We start from the raw sequence: 15987 nt of genomic DNA, 5'->3' as shown, positions 1-15987 counted from the left end.
CGTTGGAATACTGAATCGGTAAATTTTATTAGCTACTGGTCTGCCGCATTATTTCGTGAAAGCAGAATCGCGTCTGTATAGCGACCTGCAGGCTGAGGTCTGCCATAAAGATATCCCTGCACCACGGGGCAACCGAGTGTGTGTAAGGCTACTGCCTGTTGCTGGGTTTCTACGCCTTCTGCAGTCACATCCAGTTCCAGGCTGGTTGCCATATTCATCATGGCGGCGACAAGGCCGTAATCACGGGCGTTGTCGGGTAAAGCGATGACGAAGGAGCGGTCAATTTTGATACGGGACACCGCCAAATGCTTGAGCAAGGCGAGTGAGGAATAACCGGTGCCGAAATCATCAATCGCGACACTGGCGCCGAGCGCCCGCACGGCGCTGACAATACGACGGCTACGTTGAAAATCCTGCAAAGTGGATTCGGTGATTTCGATTTCCAACTGGTGCGCGGGCAGATTGTAGCGTTTCAATGCGGCATCCAGTATGGATACAAATTCCTCTTGCAGAAATTGTTTAGGCGAGACATTCACAGCCATCACCAATGCGGTTCCGCTGGCTTCGGTCCAGAGACTGAGCTGACGCAAGGCTGCATCTAAGACCCAAGTTCCTATACTTTCGATCAAGCCACATTCTTCTGCAATCCGGATAAACTGATCCGGCATTACCAATCCGGAAATGGGATGGTTCCAGCGCACTAAAGCTTCAAAACCCAGCAGCGCACCGTCAGACAAACGGATCACCGGCTGATAATACACTTCCAGTTCTTGCTGCTCTATCGCCTGGTGCAAATCCTGCTCAAGACTCAACCGGGTACGCACGGTTTCTGTCATGTCACTGGAGTATTCGCAAATCCGTCCTTTGCCTTGGCGTTTAGCCTCATACATTGCACTATCTGCCGCACTGAGTATTTCACTTAAGCCGCAGCCATCATGTGGGAAGGTGGCGATGCCGATGCTGGCACCTATCCTGAACTGCTGCTCATCAATCTTGACAGGCACCGCCAGGGCATGAAGTATCTTCTCAGCGACCAGTCTGCCGTCACCGTGCTGAGTCAGGTGCGGTACGATTACCACGAATTCATCGCCACCCAGTCGGATGGCTTCGTCATAGCGCCGGATCTGCCCGGAAATGCGTCGCGCCGCCTCTTGCAACAGCCGATCGCCAATGTGGTGCCCCATCGAATCGTTGATCGCTTTAAATCCATCGAGGTCGATAAAAATAATAGCGACATTGCCACCACTTACCTGGCTCAAAGACATTTCCTGCGCCAACCGCTGATCAAGCAGATAGCGATTTCCCATACCTGTCAGAGGATCATGGAAAGCCAGATGTTCCAGTCGCTGCTCCGCTTCACGGATAAAGCTGATATCAGAAATAGAGACGACAATCTGCTCTGTCTCGCCCTCGTCATTCCTGACAACACATACATGCTGCAGGATGGAGATCAACGTGCCATCGTGACGCTTACAACGCGCTTCTCCTGTCCAAAAACCGGCCTCACTGGCGGCGATCACCGAATACAAGGGGTCACTTTCGCGTCGGATCAGGAGAAAATCATCCGGGCGTACGCCGATGATTTCTGTCTCCTGAAATCCGGTCATCTGAAAAAAAGCAGGATTGGCATTCACGATCTGACCGTTGGCATCGACAATCAGCATGCCTTCGACTGCTGTACTGAATACAACGCTGGCCTGACGCAGATGTTCTTCCATCGACTTACGCAAGCTGACATCGCGCACAGCACCAATCAACACCTGTTCGCCACGCAGATTACAAATCAGTTTGCCGTAAATTTCTATCCATGCCACCTCTTTTCCAGAACGACGGATGCGAAAGGTATCACTGAAAAAACCGGTCTGCTGAAACAAGGCGCTGACCCTATTCCTGTCGTGGTCCGTCACCTGATTCAGCAACTCGTCAAGCGTGTTCTGGAACGGACGCAAACCTCCACAGACAATTTGATAAAAACGTTCGTCCCCATCCAGTTTTCCGCACTGATGTGATAACTCCCAGGTACCCAGTTGTGCAGCATCGAGTGCCATCGCCAGGCGCTCTTCAGATGTGGCCAGCATGACTTCGGTATCGTGGCGTGCACGTGCCACTTGTATCACTGCCAGCAATTCCTTGGATTCAAACGGTTTCATCACATAGCCAAACGGCTTGGTATTGGCTGCACGAGTGACGGTCAGATCATCTGCATACGCAGTCAGAAATATCACCGGCAATTTCCAGCGCTGATAAATCGCCTCGCAAGCATCAATTCCATCCGTATCACCATCGATGTGAATATCCATCAGAACCAGACTGGGCTGATCCTGATGCACTGCGGCTATAGCTTCACTAAAACTGGTGGCGATCGATACAACCTGGTGCCCCATTTCCATCAGCGTTTGCTGCAGATCCAATGCAACTACCGGTTCATCCTCGACAATCAGAATACGTTCAGCTTGCATATTGTCCCTCTTGGATTCCGCCAGGAACAATGATAGTAACGCATGTTCCTGATTGGTCTGTATCCGTAATCAGTTCACCGTGAAATTGGTGTACAAACATCGGAATGAGCTGACTACCGAGGCCATAACTGGCTTTCCATTGGAATCCGGCAGGCAGGCCACAGCCGTCGTCTTTAACCTGTATCTGAATACTGCGATTCAACAGCGCAACCCGAATAATAATGAGTCCGGACACTCTGTCTGTAAATGCGTGCTTTACTGCATTCATAATTAATTCGTTCACAGCAAGACCACAAGGAATCATTCTCTGTACATCCAGACTGACGCCCTGGGAATCATCCTCCAACCTGAGCTGTATGCCCTTCTTATCTATGCCATACATCGACACCGATAAGCTGGTCAGATTTTTTAAAAAATCTGACAAGACTACTTCGGACATATCACTGGATTCGTACAACAACTGATGAACCAGTGCCATCGCCTTAATTCTGCCCTGACTTTCAGACAAGGCGTCGGCCACTTCTTTGGTCGCCTTACGTGCCTGCAGATTGAGCAGACTCGATACGATCTGCAAATTATTTTTTACCCGGTGGTGTACCTCGTGCAGCAAAGCTGTTTTTTCTTCCACCGCGTGTTCCAGCATCTGCATTTGCTGCTTTTGCTGGGAGACATCCCGCGCCAGCTTACATGCGCCTATCACTTTCCCCATACGATCCCTGAGAGGTGAAATCGTCACAGAGACGTGCACAATCCGCCCGGAACGATGTATGCGTTCCGTTTCAAATGGTGCGATCTGCTCACCCGCCGCTATACGTCTGATGAGTTGCTTTTCCTCGCTTATTTTTTCTTGAGGAAACAAAATCGTAATAGACTTCCCTATTATTTCCTCACTGGTATAGCCTAACAATCGCTCTGCAGCAGGATTCCAACTGGTAACAATACTCGTCAGCGACTTGGTGATGATCGCATCATCAGATGATTCAATAACTGAGCGCCATCTTTCTTCCGATTGATGTAACGCCGCGTCACTCTGATGTCGTTTCGTGATGTCCATGCCAGACGGAATCAGATGCGTGATCTCGCCGCGCGCGTTCCTGAGTGGTGCCAGCATAAAATCTATCCACATCAGCTCGCCAGCCAGCATACGGACAGGTACGTCGAAACGCGATGTTTTCCCCTCAAGACAATCTGCTATAGCGCCTTTCAGTTGCTGTTGTATCTCTGGGGAATAAGACCACCAATAGCAATCCCAGAATTTTTTTCCAATCACATCTGCTGACGTGATTCCCGCCGCGTCCAGCGGAGCACGGTTAGCATTTATCAGCGTACCATCCAGATCCAGTACCGCTACAAATGCGAATAAATTATCCAACACACGCAATAAGCGCTGCTGAGTCTCGTTATATATCTGATGTTGAAACTGATCGATAGTCGAATCCTGAATAACAGCGACGACATGACTGACCTGCTGCTGATTCGATATGACTGGGTAGTAAGACGCCAGACGATAAAGATAACTGCCATCTGAGCGCGGAATAGACCCACGGATTTCCTGATTAATCAGCGGACGTCCATTGCTGATCACAAATTGCAATTTAGGCTCAATCACATCGGCGGCATGTGGCAAAAACTCACGCAAATGCTTACCAATCTGCTCATCAACCGTCAGGTGATTGAGCTCAGCGTGCCGGGAATTAATGTATCTCAGATATAAATTTCTATCGAGAACCGCAATACCTAATGGCATCACCTCCATTAGCAAAGGAAATATCTGATGTATCTCTTGCTCGGTAAGACTGTGCACAGTAGCTCCCGGGAGAATGCATTATTGCTAAAATAATATACCTGAAAATACCAGACCTTCAATCGCTTTATTCAGCCAGAAATACCGCCTCCGCCTTATAAAACAACAAATAGACAATAACCAGAATGTGCAAGCCCAGGCATCAATAGATAAGATGTCTGGGGGAAATAAAAAAGGATGCCAAAGCATCCTTTTTTATTAAAGACAACCGAAAAAATTATAGATTGCTCTTTAAGAAATTCCATTTTGCCTTTTGCAAAGACCAGATCGTCCAGTCACCGCGCGGGCCGTGACCTGCTCCCGGATACAGTTGCAGGCTGTAATCCTTGCCGCCTTTGATCAGCTCGTCGATCAGCATCACGGTATTTTGCGGATGCACATTGTCATCCATCGTGCCGTGCATGATCAGGATCTCGCCATGCAAATCTTTCGCCGCTTTCAGCACACTGCCCTGATCGTAACCGCTCGCATTTTCTTGCGGCAAGCCCATGTAACGCTCGGTGTACACGCTGTCATACAAACGCCAGTCGGTCACCGGCGCACCGACAAAACCGATCTTCCAGGCTTTGCTGTGCGTCATCGCATACGAGGTGAAATAGCCGCCGAAACTCCAGCCGTTCAGCGCAATTCTGTTCATGTCCGCCCAGCCCTGCTGACGCAACCAATCCAGGCCATCGAGCTGATCCTGCAATTCGAGCTGCCCCAGTTTTTTATGAATAGGCCAGGCGCTTGCCACGCCTTTATTGCTGGCGCTGCGATTATCCAGCACCCACACGATATAGCCTTGCTGCGCGAGGAAGTGATGGTACAAATCATTCGACCAGCGGTCATTCACCTGCGGTGCCATCGGCCCCGCATACAGATGCTGATACACCGGATATTTTTTTGCAGGATCGAAATCCGGCGGCAGGTACAACAGGCTTTCCAGCAAAAATCCATCACGCGCGCGGATTTGTTGCTGGCTGACTTTGGCCAGACGCAGAGTACGCATTTTCTCTGGCATGCCAACGTCGTCGATCAGTCTGAGCTGTTTTCCTTCGTCGTTAAACAAGGCCTGTTTCGGCGTTTGTTTGAGGCTGCTCCAACTATCGAGGAATTGGGTAAAGGTTTTGTTCCAGCGAACCGAGTGAGTACCGGATTCTTCAGTCAGGCGCTGCAAGCCTTCACCATTCAGATTCACGCTGTAGACATCGTTACCGATAGGGTTGCGCTGATTCGCGGCAAACAATATCCGCTGCCGCGCTTCATCCACACCAAACACGCTGCGCACATCCCAGTCGCCGCTGGTGATCACTTTTTGCAGCTGATAATGCTGATCATAACGATACAAATGACGATGCCCGCTGCGATCCGATTCCCAGATAAAACCGCCGTCTTTCAGAAACACCGGAAATGGCAGACGCTCAGTCCATGCCGGGCTGGTCTCGCGCACGATCACTTTACTCTGCAGTAATTGCGCATCATACAAACGCAGATCGAGCCAGGTCTGCACTCTATCCTGCCAACCGGCCAGCAACTTGCCGTCCGGCGTCCAACCGACTTGCACGATCAAGGTTTCTTTTTCGGGATAAGGATTGACTGTCCAGCTCAGTTTGCCTTCTTTATCAACGATGCCTAATTTGACTATGGGATTCGGGTCGCCCGCTTTCGGATAGCGGGTCAGATTCGTTTTTAAAGGCTGCGTATGATCACCGCTGAGGGTGTAGACCGGCACTTTGCTTTCATCGAAATTCAGGAAGGCGAGTTTCTGCGAATCCGGCGCCCACCAGAATGCCCGCAATTTGCCACGTCCGTAAATTTCTTCCATATAGACCCAGTCGAGACGACCATTCAGATTCGTCTCGCTGCCGCCGGTTGTCAGACGTTTCTCTGTCGCGCTGGCGATGTCGGTCAGATACAGGTCATTCCCTTTCAGGTACGCCACCGATTTCGCGTCCGGCGAGAGTATCGCTTCATCTTCGGCCTGATCCGGCGTATGCGTCAATTCGCGTGCGTGTGCATTTTGCAGATCGAGCAGCCACAAATCATTTTTATAGGTGAACAAATACGACTTCACTTCAGCTTGCACCTGTTGTCCCAGCTTTTCCGCCAGAGTCAGCGCCGTTTTATCGTCTATCCCTGCAGATTTTAGATAGCGCAGAATATTCCCATCAACCGTCAGCGACTGCTTTTCCCAGGTACCGGTATTAACAACCGAAAGCTTGACGACACCGTCTTTCACTTCCGACTCGATCAGACGATTTTGCTGGTCCCACGACAAACGGGTCAGCGGGCGGGTATCGAATTTCTCTTTCTTCAGCGGGTGATACAGCATCTCCAGACTCAGCTTGCCATCGTCAGCATTCGCCATCACTGCGCTGGCGGCGAGAAATAAACACAAGCCACTGTTGATTATTTTTTTCATGAAACTCCTCTGTGTATTTTTATTCCGTGCCGCCAACACTGACTCATCAGCACGCGCTTGCGCAGTATGACCATGCAGAGCTGTGCACAGTTCACTGTTGCAGTTGAAAGACTGGAAATTAATAAGGATAAAACCGATGGAAATCAGAACCACACCGGGGATAGAAAATACGTCGGAAAAGAAAAAACCCACCGTTATTGCTAACGATGGGTTTTTAATTGGTGCCGGCTGCCGGAATCGAACTGGCTACCTGATGATTACAAGTCAACTGCTCTACCAAGTGAGCTAAGCCGGCGAAAATCTTATCGTGTTTGCTTCGTTGCCGTTGCATTCCCGAAGTCCAAGATTATAGGCTACTTTATTATTTTTAGCGAGGGCTTTTCTGATTTTTTTTCTGATTTTTTTTGTTCAGTGGATAAATCCGCTTTTTCTTCGCTCTCCGGTTTGGAACTGACTGCGGCCAAACCTAATTTTCTTGGCGGCGCTTCATTTTCAAGTATTTCTTTTTCCTCTGCGGATCGCACTGTTTCCTGCGTTTCTTCCAGCTCGGCAAAATCCAGCTCAAACGCCATTCCCTGACCATTTTCACTCGCGTAAATTGCCATCACATTCGCGACAGGAACGTAAATCTCGCGGGAAACGCCGCCGAATCTGGCTTTGAATGTCACGGCTTCGTTATCCATTTTCAGGCCACTGGTCGCGCCAAAACTGATGTTCAGTACGATTTCGCCATTCCGGACAAATTCCATAGGCACCCGCGCACCGCCCTGCACTTTCACCGCCATATAAGGTGTATAGCCATTATCAGTACACCATTCGTAAATGGCACGCATGAAATAAGGTTTCGTCGATGTTTCTTGCATGATGCTTACTCAACAGATCAAAGTTTAAGAATAGATGGGACCGATAAAAACAACAAGGCTGACTTGATGGAATAAGTCAGCCTTGTTGAAATACCGTTGATACAGAAGACGTATCGCTTAGAGCTTAGCGACGCATCACTTTCTCGGAAGGTGTCAACGCTTCAATGTAGGCTGGGCGGGAGAAAATGCGCTCAGCATATTTCATGATAGGTGCAGCGGTTTTCGACAATTCGATACCGTAGTGATCCAGACGCCACAACAAAGGTGCAATCGCTACGTCGAGCATGGAAAACTCGTCGCCCAGCATATATTTATTTTTGATAAATAAAGGCGCCAATTGCGTCAGGCGATCACGAATTTCAGCGCGTGCTTTGTCCTGAATTTTAGCGGAACTGCTGCTCTTGTCATTTTCCAGCGTATGTACGTGAACGAACAATTCTTTTTCAAAGTTAAACAGCATCAGACGTGCACGTGCACGCTGCAGCGGGTCTGCCGGCATCAGTTGCGGATGCGGGAAGCGTTCATCGATATATTCGTTGATGATATTGGATTCATACAGAATCAATTCACGTTCAACCAAGATAGGTACCTGACCATAAGGATTCATGGTCGAAATATCTTCCGGTTTATTAAACAGATCAACATCACGGATTTCAAAATCCATGCCTTTTTCAAACAGCACTAAACGGCAACGTTGAGAAAATGGGCAGGTTGTACCCGAATAGAGAACCATCATTTTTATAGTTCCTTAGAAACAATCAGGGCGAGGAGCCAATTTTGCGCGCCTCACCCCAAGGATTACTCGTCCGTTTACGACGGATAGAAACGGACGATCTTAGAAATTCCTGCCTTACGATTTAATGAATCGCAGACGCAAAACAGGAAACAATACCTTATTTTACTTCTTTCCAGTAAGAAGCATTCAAACGCCATGCAAGTGTTGCCAGCAATGCCATGAAAATCAGAACAACAACACCAAGACGTTTGCGCGTATTTTGCGCTGGTTCACCCATCCATTGCAAGTAGGCCACCAGATCGCCAACCTGATTATCGTAAGCGGCCTGATCAAGTGAGCCATCTGTTACTTTTTCAAATCCGACAAATTTGTGTACGGTTTTAGAAGCATCATGCGGGTCTTTTTCTTCCACAAATTTGGCATCGCGAACGCCTTGCAGCTCCCACAAGACATGTGGCATACCTACGTTCGGGAAAACCATGTTATTCCAGCCTGTAGGGCGGGAATCATCTTTGTAGTAAGTACGCAGATAGGTGTACAACCAGTCCGCGCCAGAGCCGGCTTCAGAAGCACGGGCACGAGCAATCACGGACAAATCCGGCGGCACCGCACCAAACCAGGTTTTAGCATCCTTGGCTGACATCGTATTTTTCATCAGATCGCCAACTTTCTCGCCAGTAAACAGCAAGTTTTGTTTGATCTGATCATCAGTCAAACCGATATCTTTCAGACGGTTATAACGCATTGCTGAGGCCGAGTGACAGTTCAGGCAGTAATTGACGAACAGCTTCGCGCCATTCTGTAATGCCGCCATATCTGTAGAACGGTCGGGAGCACGATCCAGAGGGAATGTTGCGCCACTAGCCATCGCTAATGCAGGAACAAACGCTAGGACAGCGATTATCTTTTTAAGTAATTTCATGCTTATTCTTCCTCGCTTAGTTCGCTCAGTGTGCCGAAAATGTAACGCGCTTCGGCACTGGCTTAAATGTACCCATTGCACTCCACCAAGGCATCAGCAGGAAGAAGCCGAAATAGATCACAGCGCAAACCTGGGAAACACGTTCGCCGGTTGGGGATGGTGGCTGTACCCCGAGATAACCGAGGACAACAAACGCAATACCAAACACGATATAGACATACTTATGCCAGTGAGGACGATAGCGTATCGATTTCACAGGAGACAGATCCAGCCAAGGCAGGAAACCCAGAATCACAACAGAGCCGCCAAACAATACAACACCCCAGAATTTCGCATCCAGACCAAATGGCAGCATGCCGATAATTGCCAGCAATGCGACACCGGCGATCGCCATTTTGACGATTTGCGGTAACTTGGTTGTCAGCCAGATCAAGGCGACATAAGCAGCAACACCAGCCTGAACCACGTACAAGAATTCAGATGTTGTCGCACGCAAGATCGAATAGAAAGGCGTGAAATACCAGGTCGGCGCAATATGCAGCGGCGTTTTCAGAGAATCGGCTGGAATGAAGTTGTTATATTCGAGGAAATAACCGCCCATTTCAGGAGCAAAGAACACCACTGCGCTAAAGATCGTCAGGAACACTGTCACGCCGAAAATGTCGTGGAAAGTGTAATAAGGATGTGATGGAACACCATCAACAGGGTGACCATCAGGGCCAAGATTTTCTTTGATCTCAATGCCATCAGGATTGTTAGAGCCCACTTCATGCAAAGCAATCAGATGCGCAGCGACCAAGCCCAGCAACACCAGAGGAATCGCGATCACGTGGAAAGAGAAGAAACGATTCAATGTCGCATCTGACACCACATAGTCACCACGGATCCACAGGGAAAGATCAGGGCCGATGAAAGGAATCGCACCAAACAGATTCACAATAACCTGAGCACCCCAGTAAGACATTTGTCCCCATGGCAGCAGGTAACCGAAGAAAGCTTCCGCCATCAGACACAGGAAAATCGCAAAGCCGAACAGCCAGATCAGCTCACGTGGCTTACGATATGAGCCATACAGGAAAGCACGGGTCATGTGCAGATAAACAATGATGAAGAATGCAGAAGCGCCAGTCGAGTGCATGTAGCGCACCAGCCAACCCCACGGCACATCACGCATGATGTATTCAACGGACGCAAACGCCAGATTCGCATCTGGTTTGTAATGCATAACCAGGAAAATACCGGTCACGATCTGGATCACCAGCACGAGCATCGCCAGCGAACCGAAGATGTACCAGAAATTGAAATTCTTAGGCGCGTAGTATTTGCCCCACTGGTCATTCCACAATTTCGTTAACGGAAAGCGCGAATCAACCCAGTTCAAGGCTTTATCCACGACAGGAGCGTCCGCCGGGAGTTTTTTCTCAACAAATGCCATGATTAAGCCTCGCCTTTCTCATCTTTACCGATGACAATTTTGGTATCTGACAAAAACATGTGACGCGGCACATCCAGATTTTGAGGGGCTGGTTTATTTTTATAAACACGACCAGCCAGATCGAAAGTAGATCCGTGGCATGGGCACAGAAAACCACCTTGCCAGTCATCCGGCAACGATGGTTGCGCACCTGCCTGGAATTTGGAACTCGGAGAGCAACCCAGATGTGAGCAAATACCAACGGTGATTAACAGCTCAGGATGTTCTTTGCGTGAGCGGCTTTGTTTGTCGCAGTACTCAGGCATATCCATCGTGTAAGGCTTTTTGGAGGTAGGATCCGCCACCTTATCTTCGGTTTTTGCCAGACTCGCCAGCATTTCCGGAGTACGTTTCAGAATCCAGACTGGCTTACCGCGCCACTCGACTGTTGTCATCTCACCCGGTTTCAAAGCTGAAATATCAACTTCCACCGGAGCACCAGCTGCTTTGGCTCGCTCAGATGGCTGGAAAGTGCTCACCAGTGCTCCTGCTGTTGCCAAACCTGCCACACCACCCGCCGCGCAAGTGGCGACGAGCAAACCGCGACGGCCAGAATCGACCTGCTTTTCGTTACTCATACCAACCCCAATCTGTCAAAAATCAAAACCCGATGAAGCTCAATCCAACTTCTAGCAACATTAAATTATAAAGTAGCTGGATATGCTTTTAAAGCAAAAGATACCCGAAACGCCCGTTTCAAGGCTTTTTTTCAACAACTTACACACTTTTTGATTTACTTCAGATCTTTTCCTGTACTTTGTGATTAAAGCAAAAAATTTACGAAAAGATAATTAACAAAGCATCCTGATTATTCAGGCTACTTTCGGCCTTAAAATACAATCTAACTATCTTGGCAGCGTTTGCCAATATATTAATCAATATATTTACGGAGAAAAATAATGAGCATGATGCAGGAATTTAAAGCTTTCGCAAGCAAGGGCAACGTCGTCGATCTGGCGGTTGGTGTCATTATCGGTGGTGCTTTCGGCAAAATCGTTGACTCTCTGGTGGGAGATGTTGTCATGCCTATCATCGGGCGTATCTTTGGCGGTCTGGATTTTTCCAACTATTATCTGCCGCTGAATGGACAAGGAACCACATTGACGCTGATCGAGGCGAAAAAAGCCGGCGGCGTGCTTGCTTACGGCAGTTTCATTACAGTTGCGGTCAACTTCCTGATTCTGGCCTTTATCATTTTTCAGATGGTGCGTCTGTTTAATAAAATGAAAAAGGCAGAACCTGCCCCCGCTCCAGCACCAGTTGTAACGCCGGAAGATGTGTTGTTGCTCAGAGAAATTCGCGACTCACTGAAAAAATAACAATAACGCAACCTCAAAGGGATTGCCTGACGACGCCGGCAATCCCAACGGATATCAAACCGGATTATCAATATCTACAAATAAGTGTTCGATTCCGAACTTTTCTGCAAGCAACCCGCCCAACGCCTGAATACCATAACGTTCGGTCGCATGATGACCACACGCCAGGTAAGCGACGCCGGACTCTCTCGCGAGATGCACTGTTGGTTCCGATATCTCACCACTCAGATAAACGCTTGCTCCTGCCGCGATCGCCGCGTCTAACATGCCTTGTGCCGCGCCGGTACACCATGCAATTTTGCCCAGAGGCTCGTCCGACTCACCGATCAACAATGGCTGCCGTCCGAGGCACGTCTCGATATGCCGGGCAAATTGCCCTACAGTAACGATCTCCGGCACAACTGAATGACCGATCCAACCAAGGTCATCGTCACCAAATCTTCCCTTTGCCTGCAAACCGAGTTCATGCGCCAGACGTGCGTTATTTCCTATCAGCGGATGCATATCGAGCGGTAAGTGATAGGCAAATAAAGAGATATCATGTTGCAGCAAAAGTTTTAAGCGCTTTTGTTTCTGCCCGATGACGCGCATATCCTCGCCGCGCCAGAAATAGCCATGATGTACCAGTACAGCGTCAGCCTGCAGGCTGACAGCCTTATTCAGCAGCGCCAGACTTGCCGTAACACCAGTAACAATGCGCTTAATTTCATTTCGTCCTTCCACCTGTACGCCATTTGGGCAATAATCACGAACACGGGCAAGCTGCAATTCTGTCTCTAGAAATTGGGCAAGTTCATCCCTACTTATTGAATTTACTTTCATCATTTACCTTATGCGACGTCTTTGGTTATTGTTTGCCCAGACTGTAACAGTTGGTCTGGCGATTTGGTTTATTGTAACCACCTTAAAACCAGGCTGGGTAAATCAGCCGTTCAGCGCAGCGCAGGGCGACCCGATGGGGTCGGCACTCAGCCTGAAAGAAGCACCGGCAAACAGTGTCGGTGCGCAAAGCTCTTATCGCGGTGCGGCACAGAAAGCCATGCCGTCGGTGGTCAACATCTACACCTCGAAAGAAATCCAACGTGCGCGCAATCCATTATTAAATGATCCGTTTCTGCGTCGTTTTTTTGGCGAGCAATCAAATCAGAGAACTGAGCGACAATCCAGCCTGGGTTCAGGCGTCATCGTTAGTGCTGAAGGTTATATCCTGACTAATAACCACGTAGTCGAATCGGCGGATGAAATTGATGTCGCCCTTGCCGACGGACGCACTGCTGCGGCAAAAGTCGTCGGTACCGATCCGGAAACCGATCTGGCGGTCATTAAAATTAATCTGCCGAATATTCCTGCCATCACACTCGGACAACCCGACGACACCAAGGTCGGCGACGTTGTACTGGCGATTGGTAATCCTTTCGGTGTCGGACAAACGGTAACGATGGGTATTATTTCTGCACTGGGACGCAATAATCTGACCGACAACGCGTTCCAGAATTTCATACAAACCGACGCAGCGATTAATCCTGGTAATTCCGGTGGCGCACTGGTTGATATCAATGGCAACCTGCTTGGAATCAATACAGCGATCTACTCTCAGAGCGGTGGCTCGGTCGGCATTGGCTTTGCCACCCCGGTCTCGACTGTCAAAGCGGTCATGGAACAAATTATCAGCCAGGGACAAGTGGTACGCGGCTGGATCGGTGTAGAGCCTCAGGACATTACGCCAGAGCTGGCTGAAAGCTTTGGACTGAAACAGAAATCGGGGGCAATTATTGCCGGTGTGATCCGCGGTGGGCCAGCAGACAAAGCAGGAATGAAGCCGGGTGATATTCTGGTCTCCATTGCAGGAAAGCCGGTCAGAGATACGACCGAAATGCTGAATCTGGTTGCACAACTCAAACCAGGGAATACCGCAAAAATTACCGTGGTGAGAAATAAACAGGAACCCACTTTAGAAGTCACCGTCGGCAAACGTCCACCAAGCCGACGCGAAGAATAGGCTGATATATGCACCTGATTGATCTGCAAGCTTTTTTATCTGAGTTATCTGAAAACAATAATCGCGCGTGGTTCGTCATGAACAAGCCGCGTTACGATATTTTGCGCGCTGAGTTCTTACAGATGGTGACAGAACTCATACAAGGCATACAAAAATTCGACCCCGCAATCGCCGGTTGCGAACCAAAGAAGGCCCTGTTCCGGATTAATCGCGACGTCCGTTTTGCCAAAGATAAATCGCCATACAAAACGACGTTTTCCTCGTCGATTCTGCCGAGCGGGCGCAAGAAGCCCAGCGAAGGCGGCGGGCCAGCTTATTATTTTCAAATGGACGCTACGGGCAGATTATTCTTTGCCGTGGGCGAATATATGCCGCCATCTGATCGGCTGCGGGCAATCCGTCAGCACATCATTGATGACGCAGCAGGATTTGAAAAAGTGCTGAAAGATAAAAAACTCAAACAGGCTTTCGGGGCACTGCAAGAAGAAGGAAAACTGAGTCGTCCACCGAAAGGGTTTGATGCGGAACTGAAACACATCGAGTACATCAAACTCAAAAATTTCATGGTGTGGACAGAATGTCCGCTCAAAGGCATGGACAGTGACGAGGTTAAGCACACCTTGTTACAAGGCTTCCAAAGTGCATTGCCATTGGTTCAATGGCTGCGCGCCGCATAATTCTACGGGACACGTTCTGTCCCGCAGCATCTACTCGGCCGTGTCGGGTGACTGCGTTACGCGAACAAACAGTGGCGCAATGAGCAAACCAAGCTCATACAAAAACCACATTGGCAACGCCAGTGAAAACTGACTGACAATGTCCGGTGGCGTCACAATAGCCGCAATCACAAACGCCCCAACCACGACATAAGGTCGTATCGCTTTGAGTTTCTCAACTGTCACCAGGCCCATGCGCACCAAAACAACGACGACGACGGGCACTTCGAAGGTCACGCCAAACGCTAGGCACATCGACATTATAAAATCTAAATAATTTTCGATATCCGGTGCGATGCTGATCGACGCTGGCGAAAATTCGTTGATGAATTTAAATACCCGGCCAAACACCAGGAAATAACAAAACGCGACGCCGCCCAGAAACAGCAGAGATGAGGAAATGACCAGTGGAGCAACCAGTCGCTTTTCATGGGTGTACAAGCCTGGCGCGACAAAGGCCCAGACCTGATACAGTATCCACGGTAATGCCAGCATAAATGCCAGCAACAAGGTCACCTTCATCGGCACCAGAAATGGCGATATCACGCCCGTCGCGATCATTTTCGATCCGGCGGGCAACGACGCCAGCATGGGCCGGGCGAGAAAATCATAAATGGCTGCCGGCCCCGGCCACAGCATCAACACAATACATGCAGCGGCGAGACCGTAGACCGCCTTCACCAGACGGTCACGTAACTCAACAAGATGAGAAATGAAGGTTTCCTCAGCGCCGTGTTCAATCTTATCGCTCATGCGAATACCACCCAAAATAAAGAGCGCAGGGACATAAAAGAGGAATCAAAAAAAACTGACAGGTGGACGGGCTTTTGCCCTGTGTCTTGCCATCCGCGCGGAGCCGGACACGATATGGCTGCGCTGGCCATGACGGCTTTTGTACCAGCCAGGAACTGCCGATGTTTTCGCCAGACGCTTGCGACGGAAATCTTTCGCTTTCTCGCTCACTTGAGCATGCGTAACGGTGAATGGCGTCTGCAAATCATCTTGAGCATCGCGTTCAATCGAACGCAGCTCATTCTCTGCTTCCTGCAGTGAAGCGCTGACAGATTGCTCTACATTCTGAGCTGCTTCCTGCACATCTTTCTGCATTTTGCGCAACTCTTCGAGTTCAATTTCTTTACTGACTTCGGCTTTCACGTCACTGATGTAACGCTGGGCACGCCCAAGCAAAGTGCCCGCCATGCGGGCAACTTTCGGTAATTTTTCCGGACCGATGACGATCAAGGCAACGACACCGATCAATGCCAGTTTGCTGATACCAAGATCAATCATG

General features: G+C 49.3%; 14 protein-coding genes and 1 tRNA gene. 3 read left to right on the top strand and 12 right to left on the bottom strand.

The genetic code is table 11. From position 1 onward, the window contains the following. Window positions 1-32 precede the first annotated feature (32 nt). The 9 genes from H8K29_RS11990 to petA form a co-directional block, all read right to left on the bottom strand. Entirely contained in the window at window positions 33-2459 is a 2427-nt protein-coding gene (locus H8K29_RS11990; RefSeq protein WP_186897766.1) for an EAL domain-containing protein, read from the bottom strand. Further along, entirely contained in the window at window positions 2449-4263 is a 1815-nt protein-coding gene (locus tag H8K29_RS11985) for a PAS domain S-box protein (RefSeq protein WP_186897765.1), read from the bottom strand. Before H8K29_RS11985 ends, H8K29_RS11990 begins: the two co-directional genes overlap by 11 nt. 217 nt (window positions 4264-4480) lie before the next feature. After that, window positions 4481-6667 carry a S9 family peptidase gene (locus tag H8K29_RS11980; RefSeq protein WP_186897764.1) on the bottom strand — a complete coding sequence of 729 codons (2187 nt, stop codon included), beginning with the start codon at window positions 6665-6667 and terminating at the stop codon, window positions 4481-4483. Between the two features lie 219 nt (window positions 6668-6886). After that, a tRNA-Thr gene (locus H8K29_RS11975) sits at window positions 6887-6962 on the bottom strand. A 58-nt stretch (window positions 6963-7020) separates the two neighbouring features. After that, entirely contained in the window at window positions 7021-7530 is a 510-nt protein-coding gene (locus H8K29_RS11970) for a ClpXP protease specificity-enhancing factor (RefSeq protein ID WP_186897763.1), read from the bottom strand. Between the two features lie 124 nt (window positions 7531-7654). After that, window positions 7655-8266 carry a glutathione S-transferase N-terminal domain-containing protein gene (locus tag H8K29_RS11965; protein ID WP_186884523.1) on the bottom strand — a complete coding sequence of 204 codons (612 nt, stop codon included), beginning with the start codon at window positions 8264-8266 and terminating at the stop codon, window positions 7655-7657. Window positions 8267-8423: 157 nt separating this feature from the next. After that, window positions 8424-9188 (bottom strand): cytochrome c1, encoded by a 765-nt coding sequence (locus H8K29_RS11960; RefSeq protein ID WP_186897762.1) that lies wholly within the window; start codon window positions 9186-9188, stop codon window positions 8424-8426. A 25-nt stretch (window positions 9189-9213) separates the two neighbouring features. Then, window positions 9214-10626 (bottom strand): cytochrome bc complex cytochrome b subunit, encoded by a 1413-nt coding sequence (locus H8K29_RS11955; RefSeq protein ID WP_186884617.1) that lies wholly within the window; start codon window positions 10624-10626, stop codon window positions 9214-9216. Further along, window positions 10626-11240, bottom strand: a complete 615-nt coding sequence (gene petA / locus H8K29_RS11950; RefSeq protein ID WP_186884521.1) for a ubiquinol-cytochrome c reductase iron-sulfur subunit — start codon at window positions 11238-11240, stop codon at window positions 10626-10628. The genes H8K29_RS11955 and petA overlap by 1 nt, the downstream gene beginning before the upstream one ends. 321 nt (window positions 11241-11561) lie before the next feature. Between petA and mscL the strand changes: the two genes are divergently transcribed. Further along, window positions 11562-11981, top strand: coding sequence for a large conductance mechanosensitive channel protein MscL (gene mscL / locus H8K29_RS11945; RefSeq protein WP_304941547.1), 420 nt, complete (start codon window positions 11562-11564; stop codon window positions 11979-11981). Between the two features lie 54 nt (window positions 11982-12035). Here mscL and H8K29_RS11940 read toward each other — a convergent pair whose 3' ends face one another. After that, window positions 12036-12788 (bottom strand): Nif3-like dinuclear metal center hexameric protein, encoded by a 753-nt coding sequence (locus tag H8K29_RS11940; RefSeq protein WP_370527184.1) that lies wholly within the window; start codon window positions 12786-12788, stop codon window positions 12036-12038. Between the two features lie 25 nt (window positions 12789-12813). Here H8K29_RS11940 and H8K29_RS11935 point away from each other — a divergent pair, with 25 nt between their 5' ends. Both H8K29_RS11935 and H8K29_RS11930 read left to right on the top strand, forming a co-directional pair. Beyond that, a complete protein-coding gene (locus H8K29_RS11935; protein ID WP_186897761.1) occupies window positions 12814-13980 on the top strand; it encodes a Do family serine endopeptidase in 1167 nt (388 codons plus the stop codon). Window positions 13981-13988: 8 nt separating this feature from the next. Next, window positions 13989-14657, top strand: coding sequence for a DUF2461 domain-containing protein (locus H8K29_RS11930; protein WP_186897760.1), 669 nt, complete (start codon window positions 13989-13991; stop codon window positions 14655-14657). 30 nt (window positions 14658-14687) lie between these two features. On the opposite strand, the gene tatC is transcribed toward H8K29_RS11930, so the two are convergent. After that, window positions 14688-15449 carry a twin-arginine translocase subunit TatC gene (gene tatC, locus H8K29_RS11925; RefSeq protein ID WP_186884518.1) on the bottom strand — a complete coding sequence of 254 codons (762 nt, stop codon included), beginning with the start codon at window positions 15447-15449 and terminating at the stop codon, window positions 14688-14690. A gap of 45 nt (window positions 15450-15494) precedes the next feature. After that, the gene (tatB, locus tag H8K29_RS11920; protein WP_186884517.1) at window positions 15495-15986 is read right to left on the bottom strand and encodes a Sec-independent protein translocase protein TatB; all 492 of its coding nucleotides are present in this window, start codon (window positions 15984-15986) and stop codon (window positions 15495-15497) included. Window position 15987 lies beyond the last annotated feature (1 nt).

The sequence above is a fragment of the Undibacterium sp. CY21W genome, from assembly GCF_014284265.1.
GTDB classification, from domain to species: domain Bacteria; phylum Pseudomonadota; class Gammaproteobacteria; order Burkholderiales; family Burkholderiaceae_D; genus Undibacterium; species Undibacterium aquatile.
This window is presented reverse-complemented; position numbering and strand designations above follow the sequence as displayed.